Source organism: Mycobacterium interjectum, from assembly GCF_900078675.2.
Lineage (GTDB): Bacteria > Actinomycetota > Actinomycetes > Mycobacteriales > Mycobacteriaceae > Mycobacterium > Mycobacterium interjectum.
Window position 1 is genome coordinate 4,478,870 of sequence record NZ_LT546237.1, and the last position, 18,748, is coordinate 4,497,617.

At 67.3% G+C, this 18,748-nt stretch carries 19 protein-coding genes; 14 read left to right on the forward strand and 5 right to left on the reverse strand.

Translation table 11 applies throughout. The features are described 5' to 3' along the window. Positions 1-35: 35 nt before the first annotated feature. Positions 36-650 carry a TetR/AcrR family transcriptional regulator gene (locus BN4348_RS56195; protein WP_066917363.1) on the reverse strand — a complete coding sequence of 205 codons (615 nt, stop codon included), beginning with the start codon at positions 648-650 and terminating at the stop codon, positions 36-38. Positions 651-778: 128 nt separating this feature from the next. On the opposite strand from BN4348_RS56195, the gene BN4348_RS56200 reads away from it, so the two are divergent. Continuing rightward, entirely contained in the window at positions 779-2,095 is a 1,317-nt protein-coding gene (locus BN4348_RS56200; RefSeq protein WP_066917364.1) for a cytochrome P450, read from the forward strand. 53 nt (positions 2,096-2,148) lie between these two features. Here the strand turns inward: BN4348_RS56200 and msrA are convergent, their stop codons facing one another. Then, the gene (gene msrA / locus BN4348_RS56205) at positions 2,149-2,661 is read right to left on the reverse strand and encodes a peptide-methionine (S)-S-oxide reductase MsrA (RefSeq protein WP_066917307.1); all 513 of its coding nucleotides are present in this window, start codon (positions 2,659-2,661) and stop codon (positions 2,149-2,151) included. An 83-nt stretch (positions 2,662-2,744) separates the two neighbouring features. On the opposite strand from msrA, the gene BN4348_RS56210 reads away from it, so the two are divergent. From BN4348_RS56210 to BN4348_RS56220, 3 genes are all read left to right on the forward strand, one after another. Further along, positions 2,745-3,248: a nuclear transport factor 2 family protein gene (locus tag BN4348_RS56210; RefSeq protein ID WP_066917365.1), complete on the forward strand. Its 504-nt coding sequence runs from the start codon at positions 2,745-2,747 to the stop codon at positions 3,246-3,248. Beyond that, positions 3,249-4,280 carry an NAD-dependent epimerase/dehydratase family protein gene (locus tag BN4348_RS56215; RefSeq protein WP_066917308.1) on the forward strand — a complete coding sequence of 344 codons (1,032 nt, stop codon included), beginning with the start codon at positions 3,249-3,251 and terminating at the stop codon, positions 4,278-4,280. A gap of 74 nt (positions 4,281-4,354) precedes the next feature. After that, positions 4,355-4,735 (forward strand): DUF427 domain-containing protein, encoded by a 381-nt coding sequence (locus BN4348_RS56220; protein ID WP_066917309.1) that lies wholly within the window; start codon positions 4,355-4,357, stop codon positions 4,733-4,735. Here BN4348_RS56220 and BN4348_RS56225 read toward each other — a convergent pair. Continuing rightward, complete coding sequence (locus BN4348_RS56225; protein WP_066917310.1) at positions 4,729-5,130, reverse strand: nuclear transport factor 2 family protein; 402 nt, start codon at positions 5,128-5,130, stop codon at positions 4,729-4,731. The two genes, BN4348_RS56220 and BN4348_RS56225, sit on opposite strands and share 7 nt — an antisense overlap. A gap of 60 nt (positions 5,131-5,190) precedes the next feature. Between BN4348_RS56225 and BN4348_RS56230 the strand changes: the two genes are divergently transcribed. Both BN4348_RS56230 and BN4348_RS56235 read left to right on the forward strand, forming a co-directional pair. Next, positions 5,191-6,102, forward strand: coding sequence for a DNA-3-methyladenine glycosylase family protein (locus BN4348_RS56230; protein WP_066917311.1), 912 nt, complete (start codon positions 5,191-5,193; stop codon positions 6,100-6,102). Positions 6,103-6,175: 73 nt separating this feature from the next. Further along, positions 6,176-6,724, forward strand: a complete 549-nt coding sequence (locus tag BN4348_RS56235; protein ID WP_066917312.1) for a Dps family protein — start codon at positions 6,176-6,178, stop codon at positions 6,722-6,724. Here the strand turns inward: BN4348_RS56235 and BN4348_RS56240 are convergent. Then, positions 6,721-8,688, reverse strand: coding sequence for a chloride channel protein (locus tag BN4348_RS56240; RefSeq protein ID WP_084454660.1), 1,968 nt, complete (start codon positions 8,686-8,688; stop codon positions 6,721-6,723). The genes BN4348_RS56235 and BN4348_RS56240 overlap by 4 nt on opposite strands. Before the next feature lie 237 nt (positions 8,689-8,925). Between BN4348_RS56240 and BN4348_RS56245 the strand changes: the two genes are divergently transcribed. The 8 genes from BN4348_RS56245 to BN4348_RS56280 all read left to right on the forward strand — a co-directional run bounded on the left by BN4348_RS56245 (position 8,926) and on the right by BN4348_RS56280 (position 16,910). Further along, positions 8,926-9,888 (forward strand): pirin family protein, encoded by a 963-nt coding sequence (locus BN4348_RS56245; RefSeq protein ID WP_066917314.1) that lies wholly within the window; start codon positions 8,926-8,928, stop codon positions 9,886-9,888. Positions 9,889-9,890: 2 nt separating this feature from the next. Next, positions 9,891-10,526: a TetR/AcrR family transcriptional regulator gene (locus tag BN4348_RS56250; RefSeq protein ID WP_066917315.1), complete on the forward strand. Its 636-nt coding sequence runs from the start codon at positions 9,891-9,893 to the stop codon at positions 10,524-10,526. An 83-nt stretch (positions 10,527-10,609) separates the two neighbouring features. Continuing rightward, positions 10,610-11,551, forward strand: a complete 942-nt coding sequence (locus BN4348_RS56255; RefSeq protein ID WP_066917366.1) for a class I SAM-dependent methyltransferase — start codon at positions 10,610-10,612, stop codon at positions 11,549-11,551. A gap of 15 nt (positions 11,552-11,566) precedes the next feature. Continuing rightward, positions 11,567-12,508, forward strand: a complete 942-nt coding sequence (locus BN4348_RS56260; RefSeq protein ID WP_066917316.1) for a class I SAM-dependent methyltransferase — start codon at positions 11,567-11,569, stop codon at positions 12,506-12,508. Next, on the forward strand, positions 12,509-13,435 hold the full coding sequence (locus BN4348_RS56265) for a class I SAM-dependent methyltransferase (RefSeq protein ID WP_066917317.1): 927 nt from the start codon (positions 12,509-12,511) through the stop codon (positions 13,433-13,435). A 146-nt stretch (positions 13,436-13,581) separates the two neighbouring features. After that, positions 13,582-15,021: an aldehyde dehydrogenase family protein gene (locus BN4348_RS56270; protein ID WP_066917318.1), complete on the forward strand. Its 1,440-nt coding sequence runs from the start codon at positions 13,582-13,584 to the stop codon at positions 15,019-15,021. Positions 15,022-15,075: 54 nt separating this feature from the next. Then, positions 15,076-15,936, forward strand: coding sequence for an SDR family oxidoreductase (locus BN4348_RS56275; protein WP_066917319.1), 861 nt, complete (start codon positions 15,076-15,078; stop codon positions 15,934-15,936). A gap of 5 nt (positions 15,937-15,941) precedes the next feature. Next, on the forward strand, positions 15,942-16,910 hold the full coding sequence (locus BN4348_RS56280; RefSeq protein WP_066917320.1) for an NADPH:quinone oxidoreductase family protein: 969 nt from the start codon (positions 15,942-15,944) through the stop codon (positions 16,908-16,910). 7 nt (positions 16,911-16,917) lie between these two features. On the opposite strand, the gene BN4348_RS56285 is transcribed toward BN4348_RS56280, so the two are convergent. Further along, complete coding sequence (locus tag BN4348_RS56285) at positions 16,918-18,615, reverse strand: PE-PPE domain-containing protein (protein WP_066917321.1); 1,698 nt, start codon at positions 18,613-18,615, stop codon at positions 16,918-16,920. Between the last annotated feature and the right edge of the window lie 133 nt (positions 18,616-18,748).

An 18,748-nucleotide genomic window follows, 5' to 3' on the forward strand; every position in this document is an offset into this window, starting at 1 on the left:
CAATCCTCCAAGTCCATTTGGGGTCCGCGACGAGCCTAACTTCGCGGGCCCAGCAGGGCTATGGAGGCGTCGACGGCCGGTTCGACGATTTCGCGGACGGGCCGGCCGTCCTCGACCGACAGCGCGGTCAGCTCCCGTAGACCGCCCAGCAGGATCACGGCCAGCGGCGCGGTCAACGGCGGCAGCTCCGCGCGGCGAAATCCCGGGCTCGCACTGAGGTCGATCAGCAGGTTGGACAACAACTGCACGCCGCGGCGCTGGACCGGCCGGGCGACGGCGCCCAGCGACGGGAGCTCGCGAATCAAGCTCAAGGTGATGGCCGGGCGGGCCTCCATGTGTTCGACGTAGGCCTCGACGGCCTGACGAATCTGTCGGTGCCAGTCCGCCTCGGGATCGACCGCGGCGACGATGCTCTCGCCGAGCTTCTCGATGTCGGCGCGCAGCAACTCCAGGAAGCACTCCTCCTTGCTGGCGAACTGGTCGTAAAACGTGCGCTTTGACGTGCGGGCGTGGCGGACCACGTCGGCGACGGTGCTGGCGCGGTAGCCACGCTCGCCGATCGAAGCGGCGAGACCGTCGAGCAGCCGGAGCCGAAAGGGATCCGATTCGTCCAGGGCATCGGCGAGGACCGCGGTGTCGACCGTTGATATCACAGGCGGCGCCCCTTCGCGAACACGGACCTTGTCAGGTTTGGTACCACAGAGTACCGTATCGGGAAAGGTTTTGGTACACCGTGGTACCAGCCCCGAATCGGGGAGAAATGGGGAGCATCACCGCCATGAGCGACGTCGTCACCGCCCCGCCGGCCGTTCGGTTGCCGCCGGCCACCCGGATGCCGAAACTGCTGCAGGGCATTTTCTTTGCGATCTCGCGCCGGCGGATGATCCAGCGGCTGGCGCGCCGACACGGCAACGTGTTCACCGTCAACATCCCGATCTACGGCCGCGTGGTGGTGGTCGGCGACTGGCGGCTGGCGAAGCAGGTCTTCACCACCAGCCCGGAAGAGCTGGGGAACATCCAGCCCAACCTGAGCAGGCTGTTCGGCTCCGGCTCGGTGTTCGCGCTCGACGGCGACGATCACCGCCGGCGTCGACGCCTGTTGGCGCCGCCGTTTCACGGCAAGAGCATGAAGAACTACGAACGGATCATCGAAGAGGAGACCCTGCGGGAGGCGGCCGGCTGGCCGGAGGGCAGGCCCTTCGCCACGCTGCCGTCGATGATGCACATCACGCTCAACGCCATCCTGCGCGCGGTGTTCGGGGCCGAAGGAGCGGAGCTCGACGAGCTGCGTCGGCTGATCCCGCCGTGGGTCACCTTGGGTTCGCGCATGGCGGCGCTGCCGAAACCTGAACGGAACCTTGGCCGGTTGAGCCCGTGGGGTCGGTTGGACCAATGGCGCCGGCAGTACGACGTCGTCATCGACAAGCTGATCGACGCCGAGCGGGCCGATCCCCATTTCGACGAGCGGACCGACGTGCTGTCGCTGATGCTGCGCAGCACCTATGAGGACGGTTCGGCAATGTCCCGCAAGGATATTGGCGACGAGCTGCTCACGTTGCTGGCGGCCGGGCACGAAACCACCGCGTCGACGCTGGGCTGGGCTTTCGAGCGATTGAGCCGCCACCCGGGTGTCCTGGCCGCGTTGGTCGAAGAGGCGGAGCAGGGCGGCTCCGAGCTGCGCCAGGCGACGATCCTAGAGGTCCAGCGGGCGCGGACGGTCATCGATTTCGCCGCCCGACGCGTCTACCCGCCGGTCTTTCAACTCGGCGAGTGGGTCCTTTCCCGCGGGGATTCGATCATCATCAGCATCGCGCAGATCCACAACGACGCCAGCGTTTTTCCCGAGCCCGAGCGCTTCGACCCACAGCGCTACATCGAAAGCAAGCCGTCCTCGTTCGCGTGGATTCCGTTCGGCGGCGGGACCCGTCGCTGCGTGGGTGCGGCATTCGCCAACATGGAGATGGACGTGGTGTTGCGAACGGTGTTGCGCAACTTCACCATTGAGACCACCACGGAACCCGGGGAACGATGCCACAACCGCGGCGTCGCGTTCACCCCGAAGGACGGCGGACGCATCATGGTCCACCGGCGCTGAGCGCGTTGACTATCCGATAGTGGCGACCCGCTGCGCCGCGCTTGCGATCGCCACTATCCGGCGGTGGCGCGGCGCGGCAACTTCCAACCGGGACGCACGAAGTGGCAGGTGTACCCGTTGGGGTAGCGCTGCAGGTAGTCCTGGTGCTCGGGCTCGGCCTCCCAGAAATCACCGGCCGGGCTGACCTCGGTCACGACCTTGCCGGGCCACAGGCCCGACGCCTCGACGTCGGCGATGGTGTCCAGCGCGATCCGCTTTTGCTCGTCGTTCAGATAGAAGATGGCCGAGCGGTAGCTGGTGCCCCTGTCGTTGCCCTGACGGTCTTTCGTTGTCGGATCGTGGATCTGGAAGAAGAACTCCAGCAGCGTGCGGTAATCGGTGACGGCCGGGTCGTAGACGATTTCGACGGCCTCGGCGTGGGTGCCGTGATTGCGGTAGGTCGCGTTGGGGACGTCACCACCGCTGTATCCGACCCGCGTCGATATCACGCCGGGCTGCTTGCGGATCAAATCCTGCATGCCCCAGAAACAGCCGCCGGCGAGAAGCGCCTTTTGAGGATCTGTCATTGCCTGCCTTTCTGATCGGCCACAGCCGTGCCCAGATGGAGCCCAGGCTACACTCCGCCGATGAGCTGCAACGGTGCCGCAAAATGACAGGGCCAGCGTTCTCCCGTAGCGAGCTGGCTTCCGCGTTCGCGACGTTCGAGGCGACGGTCGCCCGGGCCGCCGAAACCCGGGACTGGGACGCCTGGGTCGAGCAGTACACGCCCGACGTCGAGTACATCGAGCACGCGGCGGGCACCATGCGCGGCCGCGACGAGGTGCGCGCGTGGATCAAGCAAACGATGACGACGTTCCCGGGCAGCCATATGGTCGCGTTCCCGACGTTGTGGTCGGTCATCGACGAGTCCACGGGACGGGTCATCCTCGAGCTGGACAACCCCATGCGCGACCCCGGCGACGGCAGCGTCATCAGCGCGACCAACATCACGATCATCACGTACGCCGGCGACGGCCAGTGGAGCCGTGAAGAGGACATCTACAACCCGCTGCGCTTCCTGCGCGCGGGAATGAAATGGTGCCGCAAGGCCCAAGCCCTGGGCACGCTCGACGAGGACGCGGCGCGCTGGATGCAGCAATACGGAGGAGCTTAAGTGAGCACCAAACCCAAGCTGGTCATCGGCGCCAACGGCTTTCTGGGGTCACATGTGACCCGCCAGCTCGTCGCCGACGGGGCCGAGGTGCGGGCGATGGTGCGCCCGACCGCCAACACCCGCGCCATCGACGATCTCGAGCTCACCCGCTTTCACGGCGACGTTTTCGACACCGACACGTTGCGCGACGCGATGGACGGCGTCGACGACGTGTACTACTGCGTCGTCGACACCCGCGCCTGGTTGCGCGACCCGGCGCCGCTGTTCCGCACCAACGTCGAGGGCCTGCGCAACGTCCTCGAGGTCGCCGTCAAGGAACCCGACCTGCGCAGGTTCATCTTCACCAGCACCTACGCGACGGTGGGCCGGCGGCGCGGGCACGTGGCCACCGAAGAGGACCGGGTCGGCTCGCGCGGGCTGTCCGCCTATGTCCAATCCCGCGTTCAGGCAGAAGACCTGGTGATGCGGTACGTGGCCCAGGCCGGGCTGCCCGCCGTCGCGATGTGCGTCTCAACGACCTACGGCAGCGGCGACTGGGGCCGCACCCCGCACGGCGCGTTCATCGCCGGCGCGGTCTTCGGCAAGCTGCCCTTCCTGATGGACGGCATCGCACTGGAAGTCGTCGGCGTCGACGACGCCGCCCGGGCCATGATCATCGCCGCCGAACGCGGGCGCATCGGGGAGCGCTACCTGATCTCCGAGCGGATGATCCCGCTCAGCGAGGTGGTGCGGATCGCGGCCGACGAGGCCGGTGTGCCGCCGCCCCGGCGCTCGATCTCGGTACCGGTGCTGTATGCCCTGGGCGCGTTCGGCAGCCTCCGGGCGCGGATCACCGGCAAGGATGCCGAACTCAGCCTCGAGTCGGTGCGCATGATGCGCGCGGAGGCCCCCGTCGACCACGGCAAGGCGGTCCGCGAGCTGGGCTGGCAGCCGCGCCCCGTGGAGGAATCCATCCGCGAGGCGGCCCGGTTCTGGGCCGCGCTGAAGGGCGGGCAGAACCCTCGAAAAGACAAGGCCGCGCAGTCCGAATAGGCCCGGGCGTGCCGGTCGGGAAGCGTTGGGTGCCGGGCGTTGTTGCACCCTCTATCCGCGTCCGAGGAGGAACCGTGAGCCACCCCGAAATCAAAGAACCCAGCGCCGGGCATCCGATCACCATCGAGCCGACGAAGGCGCGCGTGCAGGTGCGCGTCAACGGCGAACTCGTAGCCGACACCACCGCGGCGCTGGAGTTGCGCGAGGCCACTTTGCCTGCGGTGCAATACATTCCGATGGCTGACGTGGTGGGTGACCGGCTGACCCGCACCGACACCAGCACCCACTGCCCGTTCAAGGGGGATGCCAGCTACTACAGCGTGACCACCTCGGCCGGCGACACCGTCCACGACGTGATCTGGACGTACGAGCAGCCCTACCCCGCCGTCGCGGCGATCGCGGGGCACGTCGCCTTCTACCCCAACAAGGCGGAGATCAGCGTCTCGGCTCAGTAGGGCGTCCAGCCGGGAAGCGCAGCCTCGTGCGCTCGGGTGTCGCTGTATAGGCGCATGGCGACGATCAGGCCGTCGCGGGTGTCGAAAATGCACACGAACGGGCTGTCGTATCCGACGCCGCCCACGGTGGTTCCACTGGCTTGGGCCTCGACGACGACCGTGTCTCCCTCGTTGACACAACGCACCAAGTCGATGGTGAGCTCGAGGTCTCGTTTGCGTCGCTCGATCGCGTGCCGAAACGTTTCCTTGTCGCACGCCGTGCGCGTGGCCAGGGTCCAGTAGGTGAAGTCGTCGCTGAGCAGCGCGAAGCCTTCATCGAGGTCCCCGCCCTCGCTCGTGCTCTGCAGGAACATCCAGGCCAGTTCGCCCTGCGGGTCATCGAACGGCGTCGCCACATCGCAATATTGTCTTGGGACACGGTTGACGGTCAATCAGGGCGTTCCGGAGAGGATCTCGTGAAGAGCGCGCGCACGGTCACGTTTCCCGGGGCCGCCAGCTTCGGGCACACCCTGGCACCGCTGCGCCGGGGTCCCCGGGATCCGTGCTTCCGGATGCCCGGCGACGGCGCCATCTGGCGGACCAGCCTGCTGCCCACCGGCCCGGTCACCGCGCGGATCACCCGCGCGGCCGCCAACGCCGCCCATTGCGTGGCGTGGGGCGGCGGTGCGCAGCAATTCGTCGAGATGCTGCCGGCATTGCTGGGCGCCGACGACGATGCGTCGAACTTCGTACCGTGCGATCCGACGGTCGCCGCCGCGCACCAGCGCGTCCCCCACTTGCGGCTGGGCCGAACCGGACTGGTGCTGGAAGCCTTGATTCCGGCGATCATCGAGCAGCGGGTGCCCGGCGCGGACGCGTTTCGGTCGTGGCGTCTGCTGGTGTCCAAGTACGGCGCGCCGGCGCCCGGGCCGGCCCCGGACGGGATGCGGGTGCCGCCGTCGGCCGAGGCGTGGCGGCACATCCCGTCGTGGGAGTTTCATCGCGCCAACGTGGATCCCAGGCGGGCGCAGGCCGTGGTGGGCTGCGCGCGCCGGGCATCCTCCCTGGAACGGCTGGTGTCGCGGCCTGCGGAGCAGGCCCGCCAAGCGCTGACCTCCCTGCCGGGAGTCGGTGAGTGGACCGCAGCCGAGACCGCGCAGCGCGCTTTCGGTGACGCCGATGCCGTCTCGGTGGGCGATTACCACGTCCCGAAGATGATCGGCTGGACCCTGCTGGGGCGCCCCGTCGATGACGCGGCGATGCTCGAATTGCTCGAGCCCATGCGGCCGCACCGCCACCGAGTGGTTCGGCTGCTGGAAGCCAGCGGGCTGGCGTACGAACCCCGGCGGGGGGCCCGGCTGCCGGTGCAGCACATCAGCGAGCTCTAGCCGGGGTTTCCGGCAACTGCCATGGGGTAACCCACCGGGGAGACGTGACCGTGTGCGAACCAGGGAGGGATCGATGACACAGTTCACCATTCCGGGACTGACCGACAAACAGGCAGCGCGGCTTACCGAATTGCTGCAAAAGCAACTGAGCACGTACAACGACCTTCACCTGACGTTGAAGCACATCCACTGGAACGTGGTGGGCCCCAACTTCATTGGCGTGCACGAGATGATCGATCCGCAGGTCGAGGCGGTCCGCGGGTTTGCCGACGACGTCGCCGAGCGGATCGCCGCCCTGGGCGCGTCACCGCAGGGCACGCCGGGAGCGATCCTCAAGGACCGCACCTGGGACGACTACTCGGTGGGCCGCGATTGCGTTCAGGCACACCTGGCCGCGCTGGACCTGGTCTACACCGGTGTCATCGAAGACATCCGCAAATACATCGAGGAGACCGAGGAACTCGACCCCGTCACCCAGGACCTGCTGATCGATCAGGCCGGGCACCTGGAGAAGTTCCAGTGGTTCGTCCGGGCCCACCTGGAGAGCGCCGGCGGGAAGCTGACCCATGAGGGCTCGTCCACCGAACGGGACGCCGCGAGCAGCGCGCGCAGCGCTTCCTAGCGGGACGTCAATCCGTCCGATTCCCTCGTGTCTGCGCCGTTTCTGGGCACGAGAATGCTGAGTCGATCACCCGCGGACAGTCGCACGGCGGCGTCGGCGTCGACGAGTTGTCGGTTGTGGAGCACCGACACCGGAAAGTGGCCGGCCGGCCAATCCAGCTCGCCGACAAGCCGGCCGACGGCCGCGGAAGCAGGGGTCAGGGTGTGTTCGACGATCTGGTACCCGGCGAGCTGGCTATGGAGGTCATGCTCGGCCGTACTCGCGCGTGGATCGGCCCATTCAGCGGCTCGGTGGCTGGCGGCGATGTCGGGTTGCACGTCGGCGAGGTAGGCGTCGACGGCGCGCAGCACATTTTGGTTGGTGAGCCAGCCTTGGATGTGCCGGGCCTCGGTGTCGATGACCGGAAGCCCGTCGCGACCGTAGAGGACGAGCTGCCGGAGCGCCTGGGCCAGGCTGTCGTTGGCGAAGAGCGCCTGCGGTTGACGAACTCGCGTGACGGGGCCGAGCAGGGTCGTCCAGTCCCGGTCAGCGTCGCCGCGCTGGCCCGCGAGATCGAGCGGAACGCTGAACGGGTGCATGGCGTCGGCCGCCGTCAGATTGGCAAAAGCATGGGTGGGAGTGGGGCGCTCGATGTCGATGCCGCGGCGCAGCAGCTTGGTGGTGTAGATGGTGCCGTAGGAGAGCGCGCGGGAAACGGTCGTGCCCACTGCGACGGCCAACATGACCGGCAGCGTGAGGGTGAAGTCCCCGGTCATCTCCACCGTGCTCGCCAGTGCGGTGAGCGGGGCTCTCGCCGCCGACGCGAACACGGCGCCCATTCCGACGATTGCGTAGAGCGCGGGGTCTCCCGCCCCGGGACCAATCAACTGATGGACGATCAGGCCGAAGGCCATGCCCGACGTAGCGCCGACGAACAATGAGGGCGCGAACACACCGCCTGAGCCGCCGATGCCGATGGTCAGGCTGCACGCCAGCATCTTGCCGGCGGCGAGTATCACGAGAAACCACAGCGCGTAGTGACCGGCGAAGGCGGCATACATCACCGGATAGCCGACCCCGTACAGCTGCGGCACCGCGAGCAGCAGCAGGCCCAGCACGACTCCGCCGACCGCCGGGCGCGCCCAGTCCGGGCGCTGGCCCCAGACGCGGTCGCAGAGATCCTCGGTCTTGTACAGCACGCTTTTGAACAAGACCCCGATCGCGCCGGCGATCGCCGCCAGCAGGGCCACCAAGACGTAATTGGCGATATGGTCCAGCGCAATGCCGGTGGGCAGTTGCGTGAGGAAAGGGGCCGAGCCGAAAAACACCCGCGAGATCACGTCGGCGACCATCGCCGACAGCATGATGGTGAAGATCGCTTCCACCGAGAGCTCCCGCAGGATCAGCTCCACCGCAAAGAAGACACCGGTGATGGGCGCGTTGAACGTCGCCGAGATACCACCGGCAGCGCCGCACGCCACCAGGACACGCAGCCGGTTCTCCGGCATCCGCACCCACTGGCCGAAACTGGACGCCAGCGCCGCGCCGATCTGCACGATCGGCCCCTCCCGGCCGACCGATCCGCCCGTGCCGATGCACAGCGCCGACGCGAGCGCTTTGACCACCGTGACCTGGGGACGGATGCGGCCACCGTTTTCGGCCACCGCGATCATGACCTCCGGCACGCCGTGGCCCCGGGCCTCGCGGGCGAACCGTGATATCAACGGCCCGTACAGCAACCCGCCGATGACGGGGATGGCCACAAAGAATCCGATTCCCAACCAGGGCAGGTGGTCGCTGGCCACCCAGCCCTGCTGGCCAAACTCATCGTGTCCGGTCGCCAGCCAGGTGAAGCCGTAGATCAAGTAGCGGAACGCTGCCGCGCCAAGCCCGGCGCCAATTCCCACCACGATCGCCAGACAGAACAATCCCAGGCGGTTTGCTCGCAGCCAGCCGGCTCCCCGCCTGAGTGTGTTGGACAGCATCCGCGTCACCCTTCCCGCCATCGACCTTCTCGCTTTGCACCATCTCAGGGTTGGGCATGCACGGCGACCCTACACCTCAGCAAATATTGCTTTATACAACAATTGGCGATCCTTAAACATAGGGGGTCGGGACGACGGCCGAGCGGACACCGTCGGGGAACACCGGCGGAGGCTGCCATCGGAATAAACGGACCGAAGTCCGGTTATATCGGTCAGCACTTATCGAAGGAGTCAGACATGCCAGCCGTCACCGCAGACACCCTCACGCTGCCGCGCGTCGGCGCCGCAGGCCCCGGCGACACCGACCGGCCGGTCCGCTCGATCACCACCGGCCCGCGGGGCTACGAAGGTGAGGGCTTCCCGGTGGTCCGCGCGTTCGCCGGGGTCAGCGCGGCCGCGCTGGATCCCTTTGTGCACATGGACCAGATGGGGGAGGTCGAATACCAGCCGGGCGAGCCAAGGGGCACCGATTGGCATCCCCACCGCGGCTTCGAAACCGTCACCTACATGATCGACGGCAAATTCGCACACCAGGATTCGCATGGCGGCGGCGGCCTGATCACCGACGGCGCGACGCAGTGGATGACGGCCGGATCGGGCATCCTGCACATCGAAACCCCGCCGGCCGAACTGGTGGAAAGCGGTGGGGTCTTCCACGGCATCCAGCTCTGGGTGAATTTGCCGAAGAGGGACAAATTCGCTCCGCCCTGGTATCAGGCGATCGACGGCGCCGACGCCGCGCTGCTCGCCTCGGACGACGGCGGGGCCCTGGTCCGCATCATCGCGGGCGAGATCGACGGCCACCGTGGACCGGGCATCACCCACACGCCAATCACATTGGCGCATGCGACGATTGCCAACGGAGCTCGGCTCGACGTCCCGTGGCGGCGCGACTTCAATGCGCTGGTCTACGTGCTGTCCGGGAGCGGATCCGTCGGTCCCTTCGCCCACCCGATTCGCTCGGGGCAACTGGCCGTGCTCGGGCCGGGCGATTGGATTACCGTGGGGGCCCCTCGGGAGGCAATTGATGTGCTGCTGCTGGGCGGGAGGCCGATTCGCGAGCCGGTATTCCACTATGGGCCTTTCGTGATGAACAGCCGCGCGGAATTGGTCGAGGCGCTGCAGGACTACCAGGCCGGAAAGTTCGGCACCATTCCGCCAAATGCGTTAATGCCGCACCATGGCGGTGGCACACTTTAGCAATGTCGGCAACGGCGCGTCGCAGGCCGGGGCGCCCGCCTGCCGCCAAGGCGGACGAGACGCGTCAACGGATTATCCAGGCCGCTCGTCTGGTGTTCAGCGAACGCGGTTACGACGGCGCGACGTTCCAGGCGATCGCGGCCCAGGCGGACCTGACCCGGCCCGCGATCAACCACTACTTCTCCAGCAAACGGGTGTTGTTTCGCGAGGTGCTGGACGAAACCAACAAATTCGTCATCGGGGTCGGCATCAAACAGGCGGAGCGCGAGACCACTCTCATCGGGCGGCTGACGGCGTTCATCTCGGCCGCGGTGCGGGCCAATTCCGAGAATCCCGCCGGATCGGCGTTCTTGATCACCGCCGTGCTGGAATTTCAGCGGCACCCGGAACTGCGCAGAACCGAGAACGATTCCGTCCTGCTCAGTCGTGAATTCCTGATGCGCGTCGTCAACGACGCGATCGAGCGCGGCGAGGTCATCCCCGGTACGGATCCGTCGGCCCTGGTCGAGACGCTGCTCGTGGTGATCTGCGGCGTGGGCCTCTACTCCGGCTACGTCCGCAGCTACCAGGCGATGTTGGCCGTCACGGGAATGCTGCGGCAGCTTCTGGAAGGCGCTCTCTGGCGCCCTGAGGCCTGACCGCCTGGCGCCGGTCCGGGCGCAGTGAAGTTGCGCACAAAGCGTATAGGCTAACTAACTTATTCGGTAGCATGGTTCGGGTCATGACTGATCTGGATGCGTCGTTACCGCCTTCCTTACGCACGGCCGGCGACAGCTGGGCCATCACCGAACTGGTCGGCGCCACCGCATTGGGCGTCGCCGCGGCGCGCGCGGTCGAGACCGCCGGAGCCGATCCGCTGATCCGCGACGAATTCGCCCGCCCGTTGGTGTCTTCGGCCGGCCCGGCCTGGGCGCGGCTGGCCGACGCCGAGTTGGCCTGGCTGGACGGCGATCCGCACGGGAAGCGCGCGCATCGGATTGGCATCGACTACCAGGCGGTGCGCACGCACTTCTTCGACGAGTACTTCGAGAACGCCGTCCGCGCAGGGATTCGGCAGGTGGTGATCCTGGCCGCGGGGCTCGATTCGCGGGCCTACCGGTTGAATTGGCCGCCGGGCACCGCGGTATACGAGATCGACCAGCCCAAGGTGCTGGAGTACAAGACCGGAATTCTCGAGCAGCATGGCGCGGCCCCCACCGCGAGCAGGCGCCCCGTTCCGATCGATCTGCGTGACGACTGGCCGGCGGCCCTGACCGACGCCGGATTCGACCGCGCCCGACCGACGGCGTGGCTGGCGGAGGGCCTGCTGCCCTACCTGCCGAGCGACGCCCAGGACCGGCTCTTCGAGACGTTCACCGCGCTCAGCGCGCCGGGCAGCCAGGTCGCCGTCGAGGTGTTCGGCATGAATTCGCGCAGCAACTCGCAGCGCTGGCTGCGGATGCGGGAGCGGCTCGGCCTGGACGTCAACGTCCAGGCGCTGACCTTTCACGAACCCGATCGCACCGATGCCGTCCAGTGGCTGTCCGACCACGGCTGGCAGGTGAGCGCCGTGGACAACCGCGACGAGATGGCCCGGTTGGGCCGACCGGTTCCCGACGACCTGGCCGACGAGGCCGTTCGCAGCACCTTGCTGCGGGCGCGTCTCGACCAGCCGAACACCTGATAGAGGAGCAACCCGATGAGCTCACTGCGCACCCACGATGACACCTGGGACATCAAGACCAGTGTCGGCAGCACCGCGGTCATGGTGGCCGCCGCCCGCGCCGTCGAAACCGAGCGGCCCGACCCGCTGATCCGCGACCCGTACGCCAGGCTGCTGGTCAGCAACGCCGGCGCCGGGGTGTTGTGGGAGGCCATGCTCGACCCCGAGATCGCGGCCAAGGTCGAATCGCTCGACGAGGATTCCGCGGCCCACCTGCACCACATGCGCGGCTACCAGGCCGTGCGGACGCACTTCTTCGACACCTATTTCACCGACGCCGTCACCGCCGGGATCCGCCAGATCGTGATCCTGGCGTCTGGGCTGGATTCCCGCGCCTACCGGCTGGACTGGCCGGCCGGCACCACGGTCTACGAGCTCGACCAGCCCGAGGTGTTGGCCTACAAATCCACCACGTTGGCCGACAACGGCGTGAGCCCTTCCGCCGATCGCCGCGAGGTGGCCATCGACTTGCGTCAGGACTGGCCGGCGGCGCTGCGTGCCGCGGGCTTCGACCCGACCCAGCGCACGGCTTGGCTGGCCGAGGGGCTGTTGATGTATCTGCCCGCCGAGGCCCAGGACCGGTTGTTCACCCTGATCGGCGAGCTGAGCCCGGCGGGGAGCCGGGTCTCGGCCGAGACCGCACCCAACCACGCCGAAGAGCGGCGACAGCAGATGCGGGAACGGTTCAAGAGGGTGGCCGACGAGATCGGGCTCGAGGAGACCGTCGACGTCGGCGAGTTGATGTATCGCGACGACCACCGCGCGGACCTCACCGAGTGGCTCAACGAACACGGCTGGCGCGCGACGGCGGAGCACTCGATCGATGCGATGCGCCGGCTGGGCCGCTTCATCGAGAACGTCCCGCTGGCCGACGACAAGGACGCGTTCTCCGACTTCGTCGTCGCGGAACGGTTGTAAATGCCGCGCACCGCGGACGATTCCTGGGACATCGCCACCAGCGTCGGGGCGACCGCGGTGATGGTCGCGCTGGCCCGCGCCGCCGAGACGGCCAGCGCCGAGCCGCTGATCTCCGACCGGTTCGCCGAGGTGTTGGTGTCTACTCCCGAACTCGAGGGGGTTCGGGAGCAGGTCGCCGCCTGGTGGACGCCGGAGCCGGACGATGAGGCTGCGGACTTCACCGTGGACTCCCGGCACATGATCAATTACCAGGCGGTGCGCACCCATTTCTTCGATGCCTACTTCGCCGAGGCGGTGGCGGCCGGCGTTCGCCAAGTGGTCATCCTCGCCGCCGGCCTGGACTCGCGCGCCTACCGGCTGGACTGGCCGGCCGGCACCGTCGTCTACGAGATCGATCTGCCCAAGGTGCTGGAGTACAAGGCCGAGACGCTGGCCGCCCACGGGGCCGCCCCGGTCGTGGACCGGCGGCCGGTGCCGGTGGACCTTCGCCACGATTGGCCGCAGGCGCTGCGCGACGCCGGTTTCGACGCCACGAGTCCGGCCGCGTGGCTGGCAGAAGGGTTGCTGCCTTTCCTGCCGGCGGCGGCGCAGGAGGCCATGTTCGCCTCTATCGACAAGCTGAGCGGATCCGGCAGCCGGCTGGCCGTCGAGATCTTCGGGGTCGACCGGGAAAAGCGTCGCGAGGCGGAGCAGAAGTGGCAGGAACTGCGGGCCAAGCGCGCGGCGCGCGGCGAGGACACCTCGTTCAACCCCTTCGACCTGTGGTTTGACGACGAGGGCCGCCCCGACTGCGCGGACTGGTTCGCCGCTCACGGCTGGACGACTCGCGTGACGAGCGCGCTCGACGAGGGACTGCGGCTGGGCCGCGCGCCGCAGTCGGAGGAGAGGCCGTTCACGAACAGCTTTGTGACGGCCGCCAAACCCTGACCTGAAATGCCGCCCGCGGGATCGAGTGGATCCGGCCGGGGCGGATCCTTCCTATTGCTCTCCCAACCGGATGGTTAGGATCGCGGTTAACACCGATGAGCGGCCACCCGCATTGCAGCGGGCAACTCTGCTCGGGAAGGACAACGATGACCACCGAATCGGTTGCACCGAAGACATCGGAATCCACGAACGGCTCTCCCTCGAAATCCGGGGCTCGGCCCGTCGACATCCCGGCCACGGTGGCTCGGCTTCGCAAGACCTTCGCTACCGGCCGCACCCGCGACATCGAATGGCGCAGGCGGCAGTTGCTCCAGCTGGCGACGTTGATGGAAGAGAACGAGGCGGCCATCGCCGCCGCGCTCGCCGAGGACCTGGACCGCAGCCCGTTCGAGTCGTTCATCGCCGACGTCGCCACGACCGCCGGGGAGGCGAAGTTCGCGGCCAAGCGCGTGCGCAGGTGGACGCGCCGCAAGTACCAGCTGCTCGAAATGCCGCAGCTGCCCGGCCGCGGCTGGATCGAATACGAGCCCTACGGCACCGTGCTGATCATCGGCGCGTGGAATTACCCGTTCTATCTGACGCTGGGCCCGGCGGTGGGGGCGATCGCCGCGGGAAATGCCGTCATTCTCAAACCGTCGGAGATCGCCGCGACGTCCGCACACTTGATGGCCGAGTTGGTGCCGCGCTATCTCGACAACGACGCGATCGCCGTGGTCGAGGGCGACGGTTCGGTGAGCCAGGAGCTCATCGCGCAGGGCCTGGACCGCGTGCTGTTCACCGGCGGCACCGAGATCGGCCGCAAGGTGTACGAGGGCGCCGCACCGCATCTGACCCCGTGCACGCTGGAGCTCGGCGGCAAGAGCCCGGTGATCGTGGCGGAGGACGCCGACGTCGAGGTCGCAGCCAAGCGGATCGCCTGGATGAAGCTGCTCAACGCCGGGCAGACTTGCGTCGCACCCGATTACGTGTTGGCGGACGCAAAGATTCGCGATGAGCTGGTCAGCAAGATCGGCGCCGCCATCACGAAGTTCACGTCGGACAAGCCCGACGGAATGCGGATCGTCAACCAGCGCCAGTTCGACCGCATCAGCGGCTACCTCTCCGGCGGTGATGGCAAGGTCGTCGTCGGCGGTAAATGTGACCCGTCGAGCCTGCGCATCCAGCCCGCGGTTGTCGTCGACCCCGATCCGGACGGCCCGCTGATGCAAAACGAGATCTTCGGGCCCGTGCTGCCCGTGATCACGGTCCAATCCCTGGACGACGCAATACGTTTCGTCAATTCGCGGCCCAAGCCGCTGTCCGCCTACCTGTTTACCAAGACTCGCGAGACCCGCGAGCGGGTGATCAAGCAGGTGCCGGCCGGCGGCATGCTGGTCAACCACCTGGCCTTCCAGGTGTCGACGGCCAAGCTGCCCTTCGGCGGCGTCGGCGCATCGGGCATGGGCGCCTACCACGGCCGCTATGGCTTCGAGGAGTTCAGCCACCGCAAGTCGGTGTTGACCAAGCCGACCCGGCCGGACCTGTCGAAGTTCATCTACCCGCCGTACACTGCGCGAGCCATGAAGATGGCTCGCAGAATGTTCTGACACAACCCCAATTCCCTTAACACCCAAGTCCTTTGAACAGGAGAGAGGAACCTGATGCCTGGAGTGCAGGACCGCGTCATCGTCGTCACCGGAGCCGGTGGGGGCTTGGGCCGTGAATACGCCCTGACCCTCGCCCGCGAGGGCGCCAGCGTCATCGTCAATGACCTCGGCGGGTCTCGCGACGGCACCGGCGCCGGCCACAACATGGCCGACGAGGTGGTCAAGGAGATCAAGGACGCGGGAGGCCGGGCGGCCGCCAATTACGACAGCGTCGCGGACCCCGAGGGCGCCGAGAACATGATCAAGACCGCGCTCGACGAATTCGGCGCCGTGCACGGCGTGGTGAGCAACGCCGGGATCCTGCGCGACGGCACCTTCCACAAGATGACGTCCGAGAACTGGGACGCCGTGCTCAAGGTGCACCTCTACGGCGGATACAACGTGATCCGCGCCGCCTGGCCGCATTTCCGGGAGCAGAGCTACGGCCGCGTGGTCGTCGCCACCTCCACCAGCGGTCTGTTCGGCAACTTCGGGCAGACCAACTACGGGGCGGCCAAGCTCGGCCTGGTCGGCCTGATCAACACGCTGGCGCTGGAAGGGGCCAAGTACAACATCAAGGCGAACGCGGTCGCCCCGATCGCGGCCACCCGGATGACCGAGGACATCCTTCCGAAGGAGGTGCTCGAAAAGCTCACCCCCGAGTACGTCGCACCGGTGGTGGCTTACCTGTGCACCGAGGAATGCCCCGACAGCGCATCGGTTTTCGTCGTCGGCGGCGGCAAGGTGCAGCGCGTCGCGCTCTTCGAGAACCAGGGCATCAACTTCGAGAAGCCGCCGTCAGTGGACGACGTCGCCTCGCACTGGACTGAAATCACCGACCTGTCCTCAGCACAAAAGGCCGGCTTCAAGCTGTAGGGGCCATGAAAGCCTGCGTGGTGCAAGAGCTGTCCGGCCCGGACGGCATGGTCTTCACCGATATCGAGGACGTCGCCGAGGACGGCAACCACGTCGTCATCGACGTCCGGGCGGCCGGGGTGTGTTTTCCCGACCTGCTGCTGGCCAAGGGCGAGTACCAGCTGAAACTGCCGCCGCCGTTCGTCCCGGGCATGGAAGCCGCGGGTGTGGTGCGTTCGGCGCCGGAGGGGTCGGGTTATCGGGTGGGCGAGCGGGTTTCGGCGTTCGGCATCCTGGGCGCCTACGCCGAGCAGGTGGCCGTTCCGGTGCCGAACGTGATGCGCAGTCCCGCGGAACTCGATGATGCCGAAGCGGTTTCGCTGCTGGTCAACTACAACACGATGTACTTCGCGCTGGCCCGCCGCGCCGCGATGCGTCCCGGCGACACGGTGCTGGTGCTGGGCGCCGCCGGCGGGGTGGGCACGGCGGCGATCCAGGTCGCGCAGGCGATGGGGGCGAGCAAGGTGCTGGCCGTCGTGCACCGCGAGGCCGCGGCGGACTACGTCGCTTCCCTGGGCGCCGACCTGGTGGTGCCGCTGGTCGACGGCTGGGCCGACCGGGTGCGTGACTACACCCAGGGCCGCGGGGTCGACATCGTCGTCGACCCCATCGGTGGCCCGGCCTTCGACGACGCGGTTCGGGTGCTCGCGATCGACGGCAAGCTGCTGGTGATCGGCTTTGCCGCCGGCGGCATTCCGACGGTGAAGGTCAACCGGCTGCTGCTGCGCAACGTCAGCGTGGTGGGCGTCGCCTGGGGCGAGTACCTGAACAAGGTTCCGGGTTCGGCCGCCTTGTTTTCCTGGGGGCTGAGCCAGTTGGTTTTCCTCGGGCTGAAACCGCCTCCGCCGCAGCGCTATCCGCTGTCGGAGGGCGCGGTCGCGCTGCAGAGCCTGGCCGACGGCGGCGTGCTCGGCAAGGTGGTGCTGGAGCCCTAGCGTTCGATCACTGGGGGCCGGGGTTCGGCACCCCGGTGAAGATCGTCTCACCCGCGTTCACAAAGTTGATGAGCTCGAAACCGCCCGCGAGCGTGACCAATCCGACATCGGCGGCGATCGGACGGCCGAACGCGTTGACCAGCCCGCCGACCGGATCGCCGTTGATCGCTTGCGTGATGCCGTCGAGGAACAGGTTGACGTCGTACGACGGGAGAGTGACCACCACGGCGGTCGCAATGTCCGCGGTCGGGAGCAGGGTCCCGTAGGCCGTCGAGACATCGGCCGTCAACGTGCCGACGATATTGGTGTTGGCGGACTCGATGGCCTGGATGATGCCGGTGGGCGTCGTCGGAAGCGACGCGGACGGTGGCAACGCCAGCTGAGCGAAGCCCGATGTGGCGGCTCCGGGAAGCGAGGCTGCCAAGTTCGACAGGTCGTTGCTGAAGGCGCTGACTCCCTGTGCGGTGGCACCGGGGAAGAGCGATACCAATTCGGTGGTTGCGCTCAGCGGCGGCAGGAAGCCGAACGGGGTCTGGATATCGGCCGGGCTGGTCGACCAGCCGTAGTTCGGGTCCCCGTAGCCCCAGTTGACGAGGAGCTTCAGGTCCGGCTGGATCAGGTCCGCGAGCGGGTTGCCGATGACGGGGAGTAAACGCAGCGGCGCCAGCAGCGGCAGATTCTCGGTCGGGATCATGTTGTACGTGGTCATCGAGGGGTTCCCGGACTGTCCCAGCGTGATGGCCGTATTGAGCGTCGCTTGCGTCAGATGCGGGTAGGAGCCGTGGATGAACACGATGCCGGCGAGGGCGTTGAGGTCCGAGAAGATGTCGATCGGATAGCGCGGGAAGTCGGCGAAGCCGTCGTACTCGAGCGACCAAATGGTGGTCGGGAAGTCGTTGCTGGGCGTCGAGGTGCCGAAGGTGACTCCCAGGCTCGGGAAGCTCAGGCCGGGGAAGCGTGAAAGTAGGCCGCCGTTCGGATTGGCCGGGTCGCCCAGCAGGGTGAAGTAGGCATTGGACGAGGTGTAACCCTGGGCGAGGAGCTTCGGCATTTCCAGTGAAGCGATGATCGAGCTCTGCGAATAGCCCAGAACGGAAACGACTTTTGCGCTGGGTGCAACGCCGAGCACGCCAGTGATCGCGTTGTTCAGCGATGTGACGCCGCGGGCAAGGGAGATATCCAGCGTCAGGTCTTTGACACCAGTGAAGGGATACAACCCCTCGGCCGTGGTCACGGGGATCGTGAGGGCGCTGGTGAAATTTTGCAGGTAGAGGTTGGTGACGTTGGTGACGTAGCTCGGTGGGGGATTGGCGGTGCCGCTGCCCGTCATGATCAAGATGGCATCGACCGCCGGGTCTGCCGCGTGTTGCACCGCGGCGAACGGCACGCCGCCCGCCGCGCCGGTGAGCCCGAGCGTGCCGGCGATCTGGGCTTCCGCTTGCGCGTAAGCGTTTCCGGCGCCGGCCAGTGTCGCAACGAACTGTCCGTGGAACGCGGCCGCCTGCTGGAGCAGCGCCTGATACTCCTGACCGAACGAGCCGAAGAGCTGGGCGGTGATCGCCGACACCTCGTCTTCGGCCGCTGCCGCGAGATTGGTGGTGGAGCCGGCGGCGGCCACCCGGGCGTCGTTGATCGCCCAGCCAATGGTGGAAGCGTCCTGTGCGGCCGTCGCAAAAATCTCGGGCTGCGCAACCAAATTCGTCATCGCTTCTTCCCTTCCGAACAGAGGGGTACGCGTGTTGGCCCCGCCGACGCCGCCAACCTGATGACCAGGCGCATCGCCGTAACCGGCACGCAGTCAGCATAGGAGCGATCGCGTCCTGCTGTTGGCGTTTTGC